This window comes from Lysinibacillus sp. NPDC092081, assembly GCF_044755845.1.
Lineage (GTDB): Bacteria > Bacillota > Bacilli > Bacillales_A > Planococcaceae > Lysinibacillus.
The window spans coordinates 1-16134 of sequence record NZ_JBIVRU010000016.1 but is presented as its reverse complement, the minus strand read 5'-3'; the positions used below and the strand labels follow the sequence as shown (position 1 = coordinate 16134).

The 16134-nt window shown below is 37.7% G+C and carries 16 protein-coding genes and 1 riboswitch; of the genes, 9 read left to right on the top strand and 7 right to left on the bottom strand.

The features are described from left to right. Window positions 1–5 precede the first annotated feature (5 nt). The 5 genes from ACIQLB_RS18960 to ACIQLB_RS18940 all read left to right on the top strand — a co-directional run bounded on the left by ACIQLB_RS18960 (window position 6) and on the right by ACIQLB_RS18940 (window position 6040). Window positions 6–1751 (top strand): vWA domain-containing protein, encoded by a 1746-nt coding sequence (locus tag ACIQLB_RS18960; RefSeq protein ID WP_400729248.1) that lies wholly within the window; start codon window positions 6–8, stop codon window positions 1749–1751. Beyond that, entirely contained in the window at window positions 1735–4332 is a 2598-nt protein-coding gene (locus ACIQLB_RS18955; protein WP_400729245.1) for a VWA domain-containing protein, read from the top strand. Before ACIQLB_RS18960 ends, ACIQLB_RS18955 begins: the two co-directional genes overlap by 17 nt. 281 nt (window positions 4333–4613) lie before the next feature. Then, the gene (locus ACIQLB_RS18950) at window positions 4614–5036 is read left to right on the top strand and encodes a MarR family winged helix-turn-helix transcriptional regulator (RefSeq protein WP_400729242.1); all 423 of its coding nucleotides are present in this window, start codon (window positions 4614–4616) and stop codon (window positions 5034–5036) included. Between the two features lie 217 nt (window positions 5037–5253). Beyond that, window positions 5254–5577: a hypothetical protein gene (locus ACIQLB_RS18945; protein ID WP_400729239.1), complete on the top strand. Its 324-nt coding sequence runs from the start codon at window positions 5254–5256 to the stop codon at window positions 5575–5577. Between the two features lie 16 nt (window positions 5578–5593). Then, window positions 5594–6040, top strand: a complete 447-nt coding sequence (locus ACIQLB_RS18940) for an EVE domain-containing protein (protein WP_400729236.1) — start codon at window positions 5594–5596, stop codon at window positions 6038–6040. 69 nt (window positions 6041–6109) lie between these two features. On the opposite strand, the gene thiW is transcribed toward ACIQLB_RS18940, so the two are convergent. The 7 genes from thiW to ACIQLB_RS18905 all read right to left on the bottom strand — a co-directional run bounded on the left by thiW (window position 6110) and on the right by ACIQLB_RS18905 (window position 12750). Then, the gene (gene thiW, locus ACIQLB_RS18935; protein ID WP_400729233.1) at window positions 6110–6610 is read right to left on the bottom strand and encodes an energy coupling factor transporter S component ThiW; all 501 of its coding nucleotides are present in this window, start codon (window positions 6608–6610) and stop codon (window positions 6110–6112) included. A gap of 211 nt (window positions 6611–6821) precedes the next feature. Continuing rightward, a riboswitch (TPP riboswitch) is annotated at window positions 6822–6929 on the bottom strand. 67 nt (window positions 6930–6996) lie between these two features. After that, entirely contained in the window at window positions 6997–8193 is a 1197-nt protein-coding gene (locus ACIQLB_RS18930) for an MFS transporter (protein WP_400729230.1), read from the bottom strand. Between the two features lie 224 nt (window positions 8194–8417). Further along, on the bottom strand, window positions 8418–9491 hold the full coding sequence (locus ACIQLB_RS18925; protein ID WP_400729228.1) for an ABC transporter substrate-binding protein: 1074 nt from the start codon (window positions 9489–9491) through the stop codon (window positions 8418–8420). Next, a complete protein-coding gene (locus ACIQLB_RS18920; RefSeq protein ID WP_400729225.1) occupies window positions 9488–10285 on the bottom strand; it encodes an ABC transporter permease in 798 nt (265 codons plus the stop codon). Before ACIQLB_RS18920 ends, ACIQLB_RS18925 begins: the two co-directional genes overlap by 4 nt. Then, window positions 10282–11094 (bottom strand): ABC transporter permease, encoded by an 813-nt coding sequence (locus ACIQLB_RS18915; protein ID WP_400729222.1) that lies wholly within the window; start codon window positions 11092–11094, stop codon window positions 10282–10284. Before ACIQLB_RS18915 ends, ACIQLB_RS18920 begins: the two co-directional genes overlap by 4 nt. Beyond that, window positions 11084–12190, bottom strand: coding sequence for an ABC transporter ATP-binding protein (locus ACIQLB_RS18910; protein WP_400729219.1), 1107 nt, complete (start codon window positions 12188–12190; stop codon window positions 11084–11086). Before ACIQLB_RS18910 ends, ACIQLB_RS18915 begins: the two co-directional genes overlap by 11 nt. Window positions 12191–12207: 17 nt before the next feature. Then, window positions 12208–12750 carry a helix-turn-helix domain-containing protein gene (locus tag ACIQLB_RS18905; RefSeq protein WP_400729217.1) on the bottom strand — a complete coding sequence of 181 codons (543 nt, stop codon included), beginning with the start codon at window positions 12748–12750 and terminating at the stop codon, window positions 12208–12210. A gap of 407 nt (window positions 12751–13157) precedes the next feature. Between ACIQLB_RS18905 and ACIQLB_RS18900 the strand changes: the two genes are divergently transcribed. The 4 genes from ACIQLB_RS18900 to ACIQLB_RS18885 all read left to right on the top strand — a co-directional run bounded on the left by ACIQLB_RS18900 (window position 13158) and on the right by ACIQLB_RS18885 (window position 15990). Further along, window positions 13158–13700 (top strand): peroxiredoxin, encoded by a 543-nt coding sequence (locus tag ACIQLB_RS18900; RefSeq protein ID WP_248718040.1) that lies wholly within the window; start codon window positions 13158–13160, stop codon window positions 13698–13700. Between the two features lie 256 nt (window positions 13701–13956). Next, window positions 13957–14409: a TlpA family protein disulfide reductase gene (locus tag ACIQLB_RS18895; RefSeq protein ID WP_370045930.1), complete on the top strand. Its 453-nt coding sequence runs from the start codon at window positions 13957–13959 to the stop codon at window positions 14407–14409. Between the two features lie 433 nt (window positions 14410–14842). Further along, entirely contained in the window at window positions 14843–15505 is a 663-nt protein-coding gene (locus tag ACIQLB_RS18890) for a potassium channel family protein (protein WP_400729428.1), read from the top strand. 5 nt (window positions 15506–15510) lie between these two features. Then, window positions 15511–15990 (top strand): hypothetical protein, encoded by a 480-nt coding sequence (locus ACIQLB_RS18885; RefSeq protein WP_400729214.1) that lies wholly within the window; start codon window positions 15511–15513, stop codon window positions 15988–15990. The last annotated feature ends 144 nt before the right edge of the window (window positions 15991–16134 follow it).

Sequence of the window (16134 nt, the reverse complement as noted above, 5' to 3'; positions counted from 1 at the left end):
CCGTATTGGGCTTTAGTCAAATACTTTTTAGCTGGACGGCCATCATCCCGGTCATTGTCCTTCTATATTATTTCTTTCGAAAAAAATATACCGATCAAAACGTATCCTCCACACTTTTCTGGTCGGAAATTATGCAAGAAACACGTGTATCACCATACTTAAAACATTTACAAAAAAATGCATTACTTTATTTGCAATTGCTAGCTCTACTTTTACTTGTACTGGCATTAATGAATCCTTATGTTAAAAAGTCAACGATCGTTGGTGCGCAAACGATTTTCATTGTAGACACGTCTGCAACAATGTTAGCAGGGAAAGAACAGTCAACATTTGACACACATAAAAAAGAAATGCTGTCATTGGTCGATGAGCTTGATGGAAGACCCGTGACACTCATTACAACAGGCAATACGCCAAAAGCTATATTACAGCAGGAAACAAATATTAAAGATATTGAAAAAGCCATTCAACAGTTACACGTAACATATGAAACTGCTCAAATGAATAAAGCGCTAGATGTGGCACAGGCCTTTGTCGGCAATACACCAACATCTATTTATGTCTTTACAGATACGCTCGATAAAAAGCAATTACCGATGGAAAAAGATACGGTGAAGTGGATTGTAAAAGGGTCTGCAAAGGATTTAACAAATATCGCAATTACACGTTTTGCTGCCACTACAGATGGGCAATCTGCCATGGCGCTTGTACAGTTAAAAAATGATACGGACCAAGAGCAAAATGTAACACTTTCGATTGAAAATGTTAAAGGTAAGGAGATCGTTACGGAGAGTGTTGCATTACCTCCAAATGAAGCCGTAACAAAAACATTTAAAGACCTACCGTTAGAAGATACTATGACTGCCAAGATAGATGCTAAGGACGATTACGCTGTTGATAATTCACAAACGGTATTGCTACAAACAACTACTTCAAAAGTAATTGTCGATCAAAGTATGCATCAACTCATCCAAAAAGGTTTGCAAACGATTAACAGTAGTGTGAAAATTGTTCCATCTTCCCAAGTGGCTGACAATCTAGGTGCCACTGTTGTGACAAATCAGACGGCGCTACTCAAAAAGATGGACAAGCCAATTGTTTTATTTGGACGGGATGACATTAAAAAGGTTGAAGCTACTGGGGAAGTCGGTACAACAAGTGATGCATTGTTTGCATTTAGTGAGTTAAAAGATATTTACGTCAGTGCTGTATATCCTGGATTCGACGACTATAAAACGATTGCTTCAGTTGGAGACAAGCCATTTATTCAGCGTTCACCTAAAGGAGATATTGTCGTATTAGCTGATGTTGCAGATACAGATTGGCCGTTACATCCTTCATTCCCATTATTTTTATGGAGTGCTGAACAGGAGCTTTCAGCATCAATTGGTTCACTTGGTATTTTTACACCAAATGAGCAACGTGCAGTTGCTTTAGCGCAGGGTGATTGGAGTATATATTCGCAGGAAGATGAGTTTTTATCGTCTATTACGAATGGTCTATTAACAGCGCCAATGAAGCCAGGAATTTATATTGCACGCTCAAAGGATGAAGAAAAGCGCTTCATCGTACAGCTTCAAGCGCAAGAGCGAGTGATTGAAAAAGGGACTAGCTATACGCTTGGAGAACTTCCGGACAATGGTAAGGAAGAAATATCGAAAACCTCGTTCGTACCTTGGCTTATCCTGATGATCTTAGTATTATTTGTTTTAGAGTGGGAGGTGCAACGACGTCGTGGATTTACGAATTGATATGCCATTAGCATTGTTGCTTTTACTTCCATTGCTTATGTATTTTGGATGGACCTATTGGCGTGAACGGCAGCGACTAAAAAAAAGTCATATCGTCGTACTAGGTATTCGTATTGTGGCAATAGGCTGTTTGGTTTTTGCACTTGCTGGGCCCTATATTTTATTGCCCGTAAAGGAAGAACAAGTATTATTCTTAGTTGACCGTTCTGCCTCAATGAATGGTACAGATGATGAGATGGCCAATTTTATAGCGGAAAGTTTACAGTCGAAAAAGGATGAACAGCTTGCAGGGATTTATTCTTTTTCATCGACATTACAAACGGAAGCCATTTTATCGAAATCTTTAAAGGAAGTGCCGAAGTTTACAACCATAAAAGCAACAGATCAAACAAATATTGAACAGAGCCTACAGCTCGCTTCAGGTATTGTAGATCCGAAAAAAGCAACACGACTTGTGCTTTTAACGGATGGCAATGAAACAAAAGGAGATGCCTTAGAATTTTCATCAAAGTTTAAAGGGTCAAATATTAGTGTTGATGTAGTGCCGTTTAACCAACCTGTAGCTAAGGATGTATCCTTGAAAAGCTTTGTCACACCACAAGTTGCTTATGTAGGTGAGCAGCAGCAGCTAGTCGCTGAAATAAATGCGACCGTAGCAGAACGAGGTGAGCTATTATTATATGAAAATGATAAGCTTATTCATCGTGAAGCAGTGGAGCTTGCAGAAGGGTCAAATATTTTTACATATAAACATTCAGCAACTGCTGAAGGGCTTGTAAAATATGAGGCACTTGTGCAGGTTGAACAGGATGCAATTTTTGAAAATAATAAATTAACAAGCGTCACGATGGTGCAAAGTGAACCGCATTTACTAATTGTTAATGGTTATGATACGGCATCACCAATTGCAGCAGCGCTTGGTAAACAATCAATTTCCGATGATGTTGTAAATGCTAACAGTCTACCAAATGAACTTTCTAGTTATTTACAATACAATGCCATCATTTTTGATAATGTGCCAGGTCATTTAGTAGGTGAGGCAAAAATGAATGTCATTGAGCAAGCAGTGAAAAATTTTGGTGTCGGTTTTACGATGGTTGGTGGCGAAAATAGCTTTGGCTTAGGAGGCTACTTTAAAACACCAATCGAAACTTTACTACCTGTTGAAATGGAGATTAAAGGTAAGGAGCAATTACCATCGTTAGGGCTGGAAATCGTACTTGACCGCTCTGGAAGTATGTCTGGGGCAAAGCTAGAGCTCGCTAAAGAGGCGGCTGCTCGTTCAGTAGAAATGCTACGAGATGAGGATACACTCGGGTTTATTGCCTTTGATGATCGACCTTGGGAAATTATTGAGACAGGACCAATTAGCAATAAGGAAGAAGCGGTAGATACGATTTTATCTGTAACACCGGGTGGTGGTACCGAAATATATGGATCACTTGCTAAAGCCTATGAAAATCTAGCTGATTTAAAGCTACAGCGTAAGCATATTATTCTATTAACTGATGGTCAGTCACAGCCAGGTAACTATGAAGACTTAATTGCACAAGGAAAAGAGAACGGCATTACTCTTTCAACAGTTGCAATTGGTCAGGATGCAGATGCCAATTTACTTGAAGCGCTCAGTGAGATGGGAAGTGGGCGTTTCTACGATGTTGTTGATGAGCAGACAATCCCCTCTATTTTATCTCGTGAAACTGCCATGATTTCACGCACATATATTGAGGATAACCCATTCTATCCAACTATATATAATGCATCTGGCTGGAATACTTTATTTACAAATGGTGTACCTAAAATGAACGCTTATATAGGTACGACAGCAAAGCAGGGAGCTACTGTTATTGCAGAAAGTGGGAAGGAAGATCCAGTACTAGCAGAGTGGCAATATGGCCTTGGGAAAACATTCGCCTTTACTTCTGATTCGACAGGAAAATGGACGGGAGACTGGGCAAGATGGCAAAATTGGGGCACGTTTTGGCAAACGCTTATTTCAAAAATGCTACCAAGCTATAACGATGTTGCCTATGATGTACGTCTAGAATCAGACGGCTCATTTGTCATCACTGACCCAACAAATGAAGCGGCGTTCTTAGATATTGTCGCTGTTAATGAAGCGGGTGAAGAACTTGAAACCCAGCTTGAAACAATTTCAGCATCACAAGTTCGAGCCGTCGTACAAGCAGAACCAGGACTCATCTTCTTCCGCATTGCCGATGAACAACAGGCTATTTACCAGGCAGGCTTAAGTGTACCTTATAGTGCTGAGTATGAATTACGCCCAGTGAATGATAAGCTAGTCAAAGAGCTAACGAAGCAAACCGGCGGCTCCGTTTTGAAGGAGCCAAGCGAAGTATTCCGTGAATTTACGAAAAAAGGCGCGGAACGCCAAAATATTGCAACATGGCTTTTATTAGCGGGTATGCTACTATTCTTCATAGATATTACTATTCGACGCTTTGGTTGGAGCTTCTTAACTAGACCGAAGAAAAAAGAGCAGCTTGTCGAGGAAAAACCAATACAGGCAGAGGATACAAATGTTGCCCAGCTATTAAAGGGCATGAAAAAACGATCTTAGTAATTAAAAACGATGGTTCATTCGCTTTTTTAGCAATGAGCCATCTTTTTTTGTCATTCTATTTTAGGGCTATCACCAAAAGTTCGAGGTGACATTTGTTAAAGCTTATACCATGAATAATTAATTGATGAGCTAATTTTGATTGCTACTTTCGTGAAATCAGAGAATTTTCTGTGATAAGAAAAATTTGCCTTGTAAATAATATACACAAATGTAATAATGGGTGATAGCAATAAAATGTTACTATCATTTTTAAGTACTATATATTTGGAGGATCTGACATGACCAATATAATGAATTCTTTTGGTTTTCTAAGTTTTAAGTTAGGTGAGGCTTTAGAGGAAAATCTCGAGAAATATATTAACGAAAAATTTCAAATGAAATCCAGAGAAGTCGGAATCATGATTGCTGTAAAAGAAAAAAAACTTAGCCAAATTCAAATAGGGCAGATATTAAAGTTGGATAAAAATAGTGTCCGCTTTTTTATCGATGGTCTAGAAGAAAGAAATTATGTTTATAGGGAGAAAAATCCAGAAAATAGAAGAGAGAATTTAATATGCCTTACGGAACAGGGGAAAAGTGTGGCAGAAGAATTATTGAAGACCCTTTCGATTTCTGAGAATGAAGTGTTAAACGTACTTTCATTGGAAGAAAAAGAGCAATTGAAAAGCATATTAACAAAAGTTTATGAAAATCGTGAGTAGGGATTAACTTCTTTCAGCAACTTGCTGAAATAGAGGAACTCAGTCTAAGAACGCCACGTCCTGTGGCAACGACTGAGTGACCAACTTCGTATTGGCCTAAAGCCTCCGGCGGATGTCACGGATTCGGCTTTGTGCAAGCACAAAGCCGAATCCGGACGCAATTATGCCGAGGCATAATTGATAACCTTATCAATAAAAAAAGAAAGAGTGATGACATATGAAAGCAGTAGAGGTTATGAAGGAGTATTTGAAAAGAGCGCAAGAAGAGGGTCAGGATTTATCTGACATGTATGCGGATCATGGAGAATTAAAAAATTTTAAAGGTGAAATTTTTAAAGGAAGAAAAGAAATACAAAACTTTTACACGTCACCTATGCCGAAAGGGTTTAAATTAACGATTCAAAACATTGAAGGCAATGATATAGAATGTAGTGCTATCGTTTCAACTACTTGGGAGGGTTTGCCAAACCCAGTGATTTTGGAAGATAGGTTGATTCTTGAAAATGAAAAAATAAAATCGTTTACGATGATTCCAAAATAAAAGGAGAGCTCTTCCTATGACTGAAAGAGACACAAAATATTGGATTGGTGTGGCATCTCTCGATCATGTACAAAAAGGAGTTGAGGGAGGATTCAGCCAACTATGCCATGGCAAAGAAAGACCTTTGAAACGAATGACAAAAGGAGACTGGATTATTTATTATTCTCCTAAAAAAACTCTAGATGGTCATGAACCTGTAAGAGCATTTACCGCAATTGGAAGAGTAAAAGACGAGCGAATATACGAGTTCCAAATGGCAGAAAATTTTATTCCTTTTAGAAGAGATATAGATTTTTATAAAGATGCAAAGGCTGTACCAATAAAAAGGATCTTAGATTATTTAGAATTTGTAGAAGATAAATCGAAATATGGTTATAAATTCAGATTTGGTCATTTTGAAATAAGCAAAAAAGACTTTTTATTAATTGCTCATGAAATGGGATTACCGTTGAAGTATGGGTGAATTCGGTTGGACAAAAAACGTTATTCTCTTAATGGTAAGAAAGTAACGTTTTTAATTCTATAAACCAAGCTATTTAAACATTGTATTAAGGTTAGTTACAAATACTGTCTTTCGCAAACTGCTAGCAACGACAACGCCTAAGATAGCGCCAATGGTACTTGATATTAAAAAGGCTGGCATGAAAAATAATGCAGCTACGGATGTCCCCATTAATAAATGAGCGTAAGGTACTGCAATGAGTGAGGCAATGATACCTGTCCCAAACATTTCACCGACACCAGCTAGCCACATTTTGCCACTATATTTATAGGTAAGAGCTGCACACAGAGCGCCAATAACACTGCCAGGTATAGCTAGTAACGAGCCTGTGCCTGTTAAAATACGAATAATGGCTGTGACAAAGGCGACCATAACAGTAGGCACTGGTCCAAGAATGATAGCACCGATAACATTAATGGCATGCTGGACAGGGTAGGCACGCGCAATTCCCGTTGGTATTGAAACGAAGGTAGATCCTGCTACGGCAATTGCTACTAATAAGGCCATGATTGTTAATTTTCGAATTGACATAATTTCCACTCCTTTGAAATATGAATTTTGATAGTTATCGCCGGTAAACTAGGAAGTTCCGCCGCTAAAACTGAGAGAAGCGCCGCTAAACAAGGGAGTTCCGCCGCTAAAAGCGTGAGAAGCGCCGCTAAACAAGGGAATTCCACCGCTAGAGCGTGAAAAAGCCGCTTCCTAAAAATAATAGGAAGCGGCCCTGCATTTACATAACAAAAAGCAAGTGTCGCCACTTCCCTCCGCTAGTGTGAACTAGATCAGGTTCAAAGGGTCCGTATATGTCCATATACGTCTCAGCCTTTTAAAGACTCCCCTAGTGGTAATTAATAGAATTTTTAGTTTTTCACATATTAATGTAGCATACTACTAAAAATAGTCAATAACTTTTCAGACTATTTTGTATCAGGATGCATAAGGTGTGGTGCTTTTTTCATTGTCCAAATAAGGGCAAGGAAGAAGCAAGCCATTAAAATAATAGACCCGAAAATATAAGGACTGTTCATATTCCAATCGAATAATATACCTGCTAGAGCTGGCCCAATCATATTACCAAGACTCATATACGCATTGTTAAGACCAGCTGCAAAGCCTTGTTCATTTTCAGCAAGTTTTGAAATCAGTGTGTTGACAGCTGGGCGAATCAACGTCGTAGCTGTAGAGAAGATTGTCGCTACAATTAAAATAAGTGCAAAACCAGATGCGAATAATATTAAGAAAATCGAAACGGCTGCAATAAATAAATTGACTAACACTACTTTCATTTCGCCGAAGCGATTAAACAGCGGTGTAATAACAAACATTTGTACAACAACACCAAAAGCGCCGCCCATAACTAAGATAATGGCAATATCAGTAGGTGTGTAATTAAACTTCTCTGTCACAAATAATGATAATGTTGTTTGGAAGTTAGCAATTCCGAAAGAGAATACAAGCATGATAATCAGCATGACAAAATAAGGCATTTGGACTGAACGGGCCATCTGCTTTGCAAGATTATCCTGCTTCTGCGCTTTTTTCGCAGTGTTCGGTTTTGTAGCAGGTAATAAAAAGAACGATAAAATAGCTGCTAAGATAGCTGCACATCCTGCAGTATAGAATGGAAAATGCAAACTAACTTTTGAGAGGAATCCACCGATACCTGGTCCTATCATAAAACCAAAGGACATTGCTGCCCCTAGCATACCCATACCTTTTCCTCGTTCCTCGTACGTTGTGACGTCAGCCACAAATGCCATTATAGGAGGTGCAACAAATGCAGAACCAAGTCCACCTAAAAAGCGTGCCAAGAAGAGCATCCATACATCCGTAGAAAGCCCGAAACCAATTTGTGCAAGTCCTGTTACGATAAGACCGAAAATAATGAGATTTTTTCGACCGTATTGATCCGATAGATTCCCAGCGATTGGAGAAAATATGAATTGTGCAAAGGCGAACGTTGCAATCAACATACCAAGTACTTGTCCTGCAGCACCAAATAGTTTTAAATAATCAGGCATGACAGGAATAATAATTCCGATACTCCCCATTGCGATAAACATATTAAACATTAAAATATACAAAGCCGCCTTGTTAGACTTCTGCTGGGTCATCGAATACCCCTTTCTTTAATCAAATATACTACAGTCTACCATAAGGCTTGTACGTTTACTATTGACTATAAGTCTGAGATTTACTAGTAAACTTATGAGGATTCTTTTATAAAACGCAAATACAGGCAGCTAGTTTTTCCACAGAAGTTTACCTCCAGCTTAACGAAAAAAGCTATTCTCAACGTTTGTAACGTGAGAATAGCTTTAAATGGGTTAAAATGGATTTATCGAATACTCATTTTAAATTCTAAAAACAGCTCATTGTATTTGCCTAAGTAATCAGGACCTAGGTTTTTATAAACTTCTAATGTTTTACGTTGTTCCTCAGAAGGATAGAAGCGCTTATCAGAGACAACTTCCTTATCCATTACCTTCATCGCTGCAATATTAGGGGTAGAATAGCCTACATATTCAGCATTTTTAGCACCTGATTTAGCTTTCAGCATAAAATTAATGAAGGCATGGGCACCATCTATATTTTTTGATGTTTTTGGGATAACCATATTGTCAAACCATAAGTTTGAGCCTTCCTTTGGTACAGCAAAGTCTAATTCTTCATTCTCTGACAACATGTCAGCTGCTTGACCAGACCAAGTGAGTGCCACAGCAGCTTCATTATTAACCATCAGTGGTGTAATTTCATCCCCGATAATGGCTTTAACATTTGGCGCCAATGTGATTAGTTTATCAGTAGCTTTACGTAGCTCCTGATTATTTAAAGAGTTGAGTGAGTAGCCAAGACTGTTTAAGCCCATACCAATTACCTCACGTGCACCGTCTACTAAAAAGACTTTACGTTTTAATGAAGGATCCCATAAGTCCTTCCAAGATGAGAAGTCTAGATTTCCAACGAGCTTTGGATTATAGACAATGCCGACTGTTCCCCAGAAATATGGAACAGAATATTTATTGTCGTCATCAAATGGCAAATCTAAAAAATAAGGATCGATATTTTTAAAATTAGGGATTTTCGTTTTATCTAAAGGAATAAGTAAGTTTTCTTCCTTCATTTTTTCAATCATATATTCAGAAGGTACTGCAATATCGTAAGCCGTACCACCTTGTTGTATTTTCGTCATCATCGCTTCATTTGAATCAAACGTCTCATAGATGACGTGAATACCTGTTTCTTTTTCAAATTGCTTCAGCAAATCAGGGTCAATATATTCTCCCCAGTTAAAGATGGTTAACGTATCTTTACCACTTTTACCGCCACCGGCACTTAGTACGTCAGCAGCATAGAATAATAGGGCGGAAACGACAAGGATTGCGATTGTTGCTTGAATTAATTGCTTCATTGAGTTCCCCCCGTTCTTTTACTAGCGCGGCTTGTAATGAAGTAATAGCCAACTACGACGATAACCGTTACAAAGAATACTAAACCAGAAATAGCGTTAACCGTTAAGGAAATCCCAGCCCGTGCCATCGAGTAAATTTCAACAGATAATGTACTGAAGCCGTTACCTGTCACGAAAAACGTTACCGCAAAATCATCTAGAGAATACGTTAAGGCAAGGAAGAATCCTGCAAAAATACCAGGTTGAATATACGGTAAAATAACACGCATCATAACATCTTTTTTCGTTGCCCCTAAATCTAATGCAGCATCGATTAATGATTTATTCATTTCTAATAGTTTCGGTAAAACCATTAGTACAACAATTGGTACACTGAACGCTACATGTGCTATTAACACAGAAGTAAAGCCTAATTTAATACCAATCATTGTGAATAAAATTAAAAAGCTTGCACCAATAATGACATCCGGGCTCACAATTAACACATTGTTTAAAGAAAGTAGTGTATTGCGCATTTTTGAATCTTTAACAGTGACAATACCAATAGCTCCTAGTGTCCCGATGATTGTAGAAATCAATGCAGAAAGTAATGCTACGATGACTGTATTAATGAGAATTACGAGTAGACGTGAATCCTCAAACACAGCTTTATAATGATCTAACGTAAAGGACTCAAAATTATTCATCGATCCGCCACTATTGAACGAATAGAAGACTAAATAGAAGATAGGTGCATACAAAACGATAAAAACAATCGCTAAATACACTCTTGCTGTAGCAGATAGTTTTTTCATCGTACGCGACCTCCTTTATCCTTTTTCTGTCCTGTAATTAACATCACGATGACCATAAATAAAATTAAGAAAACAGCAATTGTTGAACCCATTCCCCAGTTTTGGGTTACAAGGAATTGTTGTTCAATAGCTGTACCAAGTGTAATAACACGGTTTCCTGCAATTAAACGGGTAATCATGAAAAGTGATAAAGCAGGAATAAATACAACTTGAATACCTGATTTAACACCATCCATTGTTAAAGGCAATATAACGCGACGGAATGTAGTAAAGGCAGATGCCCCTAAATCACGTGCTGCATAAATAAGAGCCGGATTTAAACGATCCAATGAGTTGAAAATCGGTAAAATCATAAATGGAATAAAAATATAAACGGATACGAACACAAAGCTAATGTCAGTGAATAGCATTTGCTTCGGATCAAAACCTAATACTTCGATAAATGCATTTAATGGGCCGTACAAGCCGAAAATCCCGATAAAGGCATATGTTTTTAACAAAAGATTAATCCAAGAAGGAATAATAATTAGTAAAAGCCAAAGCTGCTTATATTTCGTTTTTGTTAAAAAATAGGCTGTTGGATACGAAACAAGTAACGTAAAGAACGTAATTAAAAACGCATACCAGAATGAACTTAATGTCATTTTTAAATAGACAGAAGTAAAGAATGCTTTATAGTTATCGAGTGTAAAATTGCCATGTATGTCTAGTAGGGAATAGTAAACAACAAGGGCAATCGGCGTGATAACGAAAAATGCAATCCATAAAACATAAGGAAATAAGGCTGATTTCGAAGTCTTAGTTTGCATCTTCGTCGTCTCCATACGCCTCTAAACGTTTATCGAATTCTTCTTCTGTTTCATCTAAGCGCATTACATGAATTGCTTCTGGATCGAAGTCTAAGCCAATTTCTGTCCCTACCTCAGCTTTTTTCAATGAATGCACAAGCCATTCATTCCCATCTTTGTCGTACGTGGATAATTCATAATGCACCCCGCGGAACAATTGAGTATCAACTTTCACGACAAGTTTGCCTTTATCGATTGTTGTCATTTCTAAATCCTCTGGTCGAATGACAATATCAATTTTTTCGTTTGGCTTCATACCTTGGTCAACACATTCGAAAACTTTACCAGCAAATTCTACTTTGAAATCTTCAATCATTACGCCAGGAACAATATTTGATTCACCAATAAAATCAGCAACGAACCGGTTAATTGGCTCATCATAAATATCTACTGGTGTACCAGATTGTTGAATTTCACCTTCACTTAAAACAAATATTTCATCACTCATCGCAAGTGCTTCTTCTTGATCGTGTGTGACAAATACAAATGTTTTTCCAAGACGTTGTTGTAACTCTCGTAGTTCATATTGCATCTCTGTACGTAGCTTTAAATCTAAAGCAGAAAGAGGCTCATCCAGTAAAATTACTTCAGGATCGTTCACAATTGCACGAGCAATAGCTACGCGTTGGCGTTGACCACCAGACATTTCAGAAATTTCACGATTGCTATAGCCTGATAAGTTAACGAATTTTAATGCTTCAACAACACGGTTTTTAATTTCACTTTCAGGGAGTTTTTTTATGCGAAGTCCAAATGCGACGTTTTCAAAGACATTTAAATGAGGAAATAACGCATAATCCTGAAAAACAGTATTTACTTGGCGTTCATTTGCTGGTACTGAGTTGATTTTTTTATCATGAAAATAGATATTTCCTGTAGTCGGTTCTGTGAATCCAGCAATCATACGTAAAATAGTTGTTTTACCACAACCAGAAGGACCTAGCAGTGTATAGAATTTTCCCTTTTCTAGCTCCAAATTAATGTTTTTTAAGACGACCGTGCCGTCATTATAGGACTTTGAAACGTTTTCAAAGCGGATAATCGAATTCGTTGTCATAGATGTGCCTCCTTAAGCTATAAATATGAATCCGTTGCGACAAGTAAAATTTTTGTTTCATCAGCATGTGCATTAAAAATTTGATGATGATTTGTCGAGTCAAAATAGAGAGCATTGCCTTCACTCGCTATGTACTGCTCATCTCCTAAAACGAGACGAATACGCCCTTCAACAACATAAATAAATGTTTCCGAGAGTGAGGGCTCAAACTGTTTGAATTCTCCCTCAGCAGCAAGTGTTAAGAAAATAGGCTCCATCTCTTTTTCGTTTGATGTAGGAATGAGCCACTGAATTTCATATTTCTTTTCTTCATCTGTATAAGTGGATTGATCTTCCTCTGTATATACAACCTTTTGTTCAGGTGATTCATCATCGAAAAATTCCTTAGGTGTTGACCCTAATACTTCTAATATTGAAAATAGAGTTTCAATGGAAGGTGAATTTAGGTCACGTTCTAATTGAGAGATATACCCTTTACTTAAATCTGTACGTTCTCCAAGCTCCTCTTGGGTAAGACCTTTTTTTAAACGAAGCGCTTTAATTTTTGCTCCTATTTGCATCTTTTCCCTCCTAGAAGAAGTTTAGCAATCATAAACTTTTGAAATACGAAGTTTACTTTAACGAAACTTTTAGTTTACTAAAACCATTACAATTATACATAATAATAAAGAATTTGCAATCGTTTTTTAATCAAAAAAAAGTAGATGAAATTTTTAGAAATTATACATAAATATCGCATAGAAAAATTTCGTTTAAATAAGAATAAAATTGTTAAAAATAGCTAATAAATAGGCTGTAGCAACTATTCCATTTGGGGATTTGACGGAAATTTGTCAGACAATTTAATGTGTGCACTTTTGTGAAGTTTACTTGTTTGAAAATCTACGATTACTCTGTTATCGTAGAAGACGAGTTCGCTGGTGCGAATGGAATATATACACTACATATTTAATCGGAGGGATTTATAATGGCAGAACGCATGGTAGGTAAACAAGCACCTGACTTTACAATGGAAGCAGTACTTCCAGACAAATCATTTGGTAAAGTATCATTAGAAGACATTAAAGCACAAGACAAATGGACAGTTCTTTTCTTCTATCCAATGGACTTCACTTTCGTATGTCCAACAGAAATCACTGCAATGAGCGATCGTTACGATGAGTTCGAAGACTTAGATGCAGAAGTAATCGGTGTTTCTACTGATACAATCCACACTCACTTAGCTTGGATTAACACTGACCGCACTAAAAATGGTCTTGGTGAATTAAAATACCCATTAGCAGCAGATACAAATCACCAAATTTCACAAGAATATGGTGTATTAATTGAAGAAGAAGGTATCGCACTACGCGGCTTATTCATCATCAACCCAGAAGGTGAATTAAAATACCAAACAGTATTCGATAACAACATCGGCCGTGATGTAGACGAAACTTTACGTGTACTTCAAGCTTTACAAACTGGTGGTCTTTGCCCAGCAAACTGGCGCCCAGGTCAAGCAACTCTATAACTTCTTTCAGCAACTGAAAGAAGTTAAAGCCTCCGGCGGATGTCACGGAATCGGTAAGGAGTTCTTTGTGCAAGCACAAAGCCGATTTCGGACGCAATTATGCCGAGGCATAATTGATGTAGGGTTTCTATGTCGGGCTTTGAACTGAATTCAAGGTCTGATGAAATTGATCATTTAACAAATAAAGAGTCCCCACAGCAAGTTTGTGGGGATTTTTTTAAACTTGATATAAAAAAAGGAAGAAGGAGAATGTTTTATGAAACTACGTGAACAAATGCCTGAACTTGTAGGCGCAACGACTTGGTTAAATGGTGAAGTAACAAAAGCGGAATTAGTAGGCGAAAAACCAACATTAATCCACTTTTGGTCAGTTAGCTGCCATCTATGTAAAGAGGCAATGCCGGATGTGAACAATTTCCGTGACCAATATAAAGATGAGTTAAACGTTATTGCAGTGCATATGCCACGTTCTGAGGAAGATACAAATTTAGAAACAATCAAATCGGTAGCAGCAGAGCATGACATTGTGCAACCAATCTTTGTAGATAGCGAATTAAAGCTAACGGATGCTTTTGAAAATCAATACGTACCTGCTTATTTTGTGTTCGATAAAGATGGTCAGCTTCGTCACATGCAAGCTGGTGGCAGCGGTATGAAAATGCTGGAAAAACGTGTAAATCGTGTTTTAGATGAAATGCGCAACGCATAAAATAGCAGATTAAGAGGCGAGGATATTTTATTCCTCGTCTTTTTTTATGTAAAACACAATGTTAGTTTCCACTACGGGATAATTTTGGAGCTCAGCATATGTGACTTACCCTGAACAAAGAAGGAGTCGAGCTGATTGAAACAGAGAGCAAGCGGATAGAGAAGTGACCAGAGCGAAAAAGAGGTTTGCCTGATTACTTCATCGGGCAACTTGAGCAATTTTGGGGCAAACCTGATCACTTTATCATACTCCCCGAGCACTTTCGTCTCCCGCCCGATCAAATCCTGACGACAACCGAACAAAAAAGCCACTAAGCAGAACGTCCTGTTCAAGGATTGTCTTTTATTGACGAATTGTCTCTTGTTTTGACGATACATATAGCAGAGAATACGTTACAATAATGGTATAGTAGTTTTCGGAGGGATTTTTAATGATGAAAAAAGAGTTTGCTGTCATTGGACTTGGACGTTTTGGAGGAAGCATTGTTCGCGAACTAATGAGTCAAGGCGCACAAGTTATGGCGATAGATCATTCCTCAGAGCGGGTGGACGAGTTTGCTTCCATTGCCACACAGGCCGTTATCGCAGATTCGACGGATGAATCGGTATTAATTTCATTAGGTATTCGTAATTTTGAGCATGTTATCGTAGCGATTGGTGAAGATATTCAGGCTAGTATTTTGACGACTATTATTTTAAAAGAAATAGGCGTTCAGCAGATTACTGTAAAGGCTCAGAATGATTACCATGAAAAAGTTCTGCGTAAAATTGGTGCAGATTTTGTCGTGCATCCTGAGCGTGATATGGGGATACGTATTGCCAATAATATGCTGTCTAATACAGTACTTGATTATTTGGAGCTTTCGGATGAACATTCAATTATGGAGCTTAAGGCCAATGATGCGATTGCAGGTTACTCCGTTATGGATTTAGATATTCGTGCAAAGTACGGAATTAATATTGTAGGTCTTAAGCGTGGTGCAGATATCATCGTGTCTCCACAAGCGAGTGATAAGATTTTGCTAGGAGATATTATGCTTGTCATTGGGGCTGATGTAGATATTAATCGCTTTGTCAAAAAGGCATTGAATGGGTAATGAAAATGAATAAACGAAGATGGAAACTAGTTATAATTGCTGCAATTATTCTTATTGGCGCTTTTACATGGCAGTTTCGCGAAAAAAATGAGGAAGAGGCTATTTCTCACGTTTTAGATCACGCAGCAGAAATTGATGCAATCGAGCTATTTAAAGGAGAGCACTCTTTATTTAGAGCAACAGGTCAAGATATAACAGCCTATATTGAAAACTATCCTCTAAGCCATGTTAAGAAACTAAGCAAAAAAGAACGAACTATATTTGAAGAAAAACCACTTTATCATATTGTCTACGAAATTAAAGGTGAGCCTTTATATGAGGTGGATATTTTAAAGGTCGCTATTAGCTCTGAGCTAAGTGAGGAATTACAGCAGATGGTTTTTAATATTGGGGATCAACAATATTTGATCTATTGGGCAAAAGAGAAAAAAGCACTTGAGCAATCAACAAATACGCAACGCTTGCTTGAACAATATGTTAAATAAAAAGGGGTAGTGAAACAGCAACAAGCTGTCATCACTACCCTTTCTTGATGGTTCTATAATATTTCTTGGGGTATTCATACAATTTCGCGCATAAAAAAAGCACAGATTCACTGATTTATATATACTTGAATTGTCGAGAAACAA

Bases quoted from the DNA above. Each gene is read 5' to 3' on its own strand.
- ACIQLB_RS18950 (WP_400729242.1), top strand. From the start codon at position 4,614: ATGACCAATATAATGAATTCTTTTGGTTTTCTAAGTTTTAAGTTAGGT.
- ACIQLB_RS18945 (WP_400729239.1), top strand. From the start codon at position 5,254: ATGAAAGCAGTAGAGGTTATGAAGGAGTATTTGAAAAGAGCGCAAGAA.
- ACIQLB_RS18940 (WP_400729236.1), top strand. From the start codon at position 5,594: ATGACTGAAAGAGACACAAAATATTGGATTGGTGTGGCATCTCTCGAT.
- thiW (WP_400729233.1), bottom strand. From the start codon at position 6,610: ATGTCAATTCGAAAATTAACAATCATGGCCTTATTAGTAGCAATTGCC.
- ACIQLB_RS18930 (WP_400729230.1), bottom strand. From the start codon at position 8,193: ATGACCCAGCAGAAGTCTAACAAGGCGGCTTTGTATATTTTAATGTTT.
- ACIQLB_RS18925 (WP_400729228.1), bottom strand. From the start codon at position 9,491: ATGAAGCAATTAATTCAAGCAACAATCGCAATCCTTGTCGTTTCCGCC.
- ACIQLB_RS18920 (WP_400729225.1), bottom strand. From the start codon at position 10,285: ATGAAAAAACTATCTGCTACAGCAAGAGTGTATTTAGCGATTGTTTTT.
- ACIQLB_RS18915 (WP_400729222.1), bottom strand. From the start codon at position 11,094: ATGCAAACTAAGACTTCGAAATCAGCCTTATTTCCTTATGTTTTATGG.
- ACIQLB_RS18910 (WP_400729219.1), bottom strand. From the start codon at position 12,190: ATGACAACGAATTCGATTATCCGCTTTGAAAACGTTTCAAAGTCCTAT.
- ACIQLB_RS18905 (WP_400729217.1), bottom strand. From the start codon at position 12,750: ATGCAAATAGGAGCAAAAATTAAAGCGCTTCGTTTAAAAAAAGGTCTT.
- ACIQLB_RS18900 (WP_248718040.1), top strand. From the start codon at position 13,158: ATGGCAGAACGCATGGTAGGTAAACAAGCACCTGACTTTACAATGGAA.
- ACIQLB_RS18895 (WP_370045930.1), top strand. From the start codon at position 13,957: ATGAAACTACGTGAACAAATGCCTGAACTTGTAGGCGCAACGACTTGG.
- ACIQLB_RS18890 (WP_400729428.1), top strand. From the start codon at position 14,843: ATGAAAAAAGAGTTTGCTGTCATTGGACTTGGACGTTTTGGAGGAAGC.
- ACIQLB_RS18885 (WP_400729214.1), top strand. From the start codon at position 15,511: ATGAATAAACGAAGATGGAAACTAGTTATAATTGCTGCAATTATTCTT.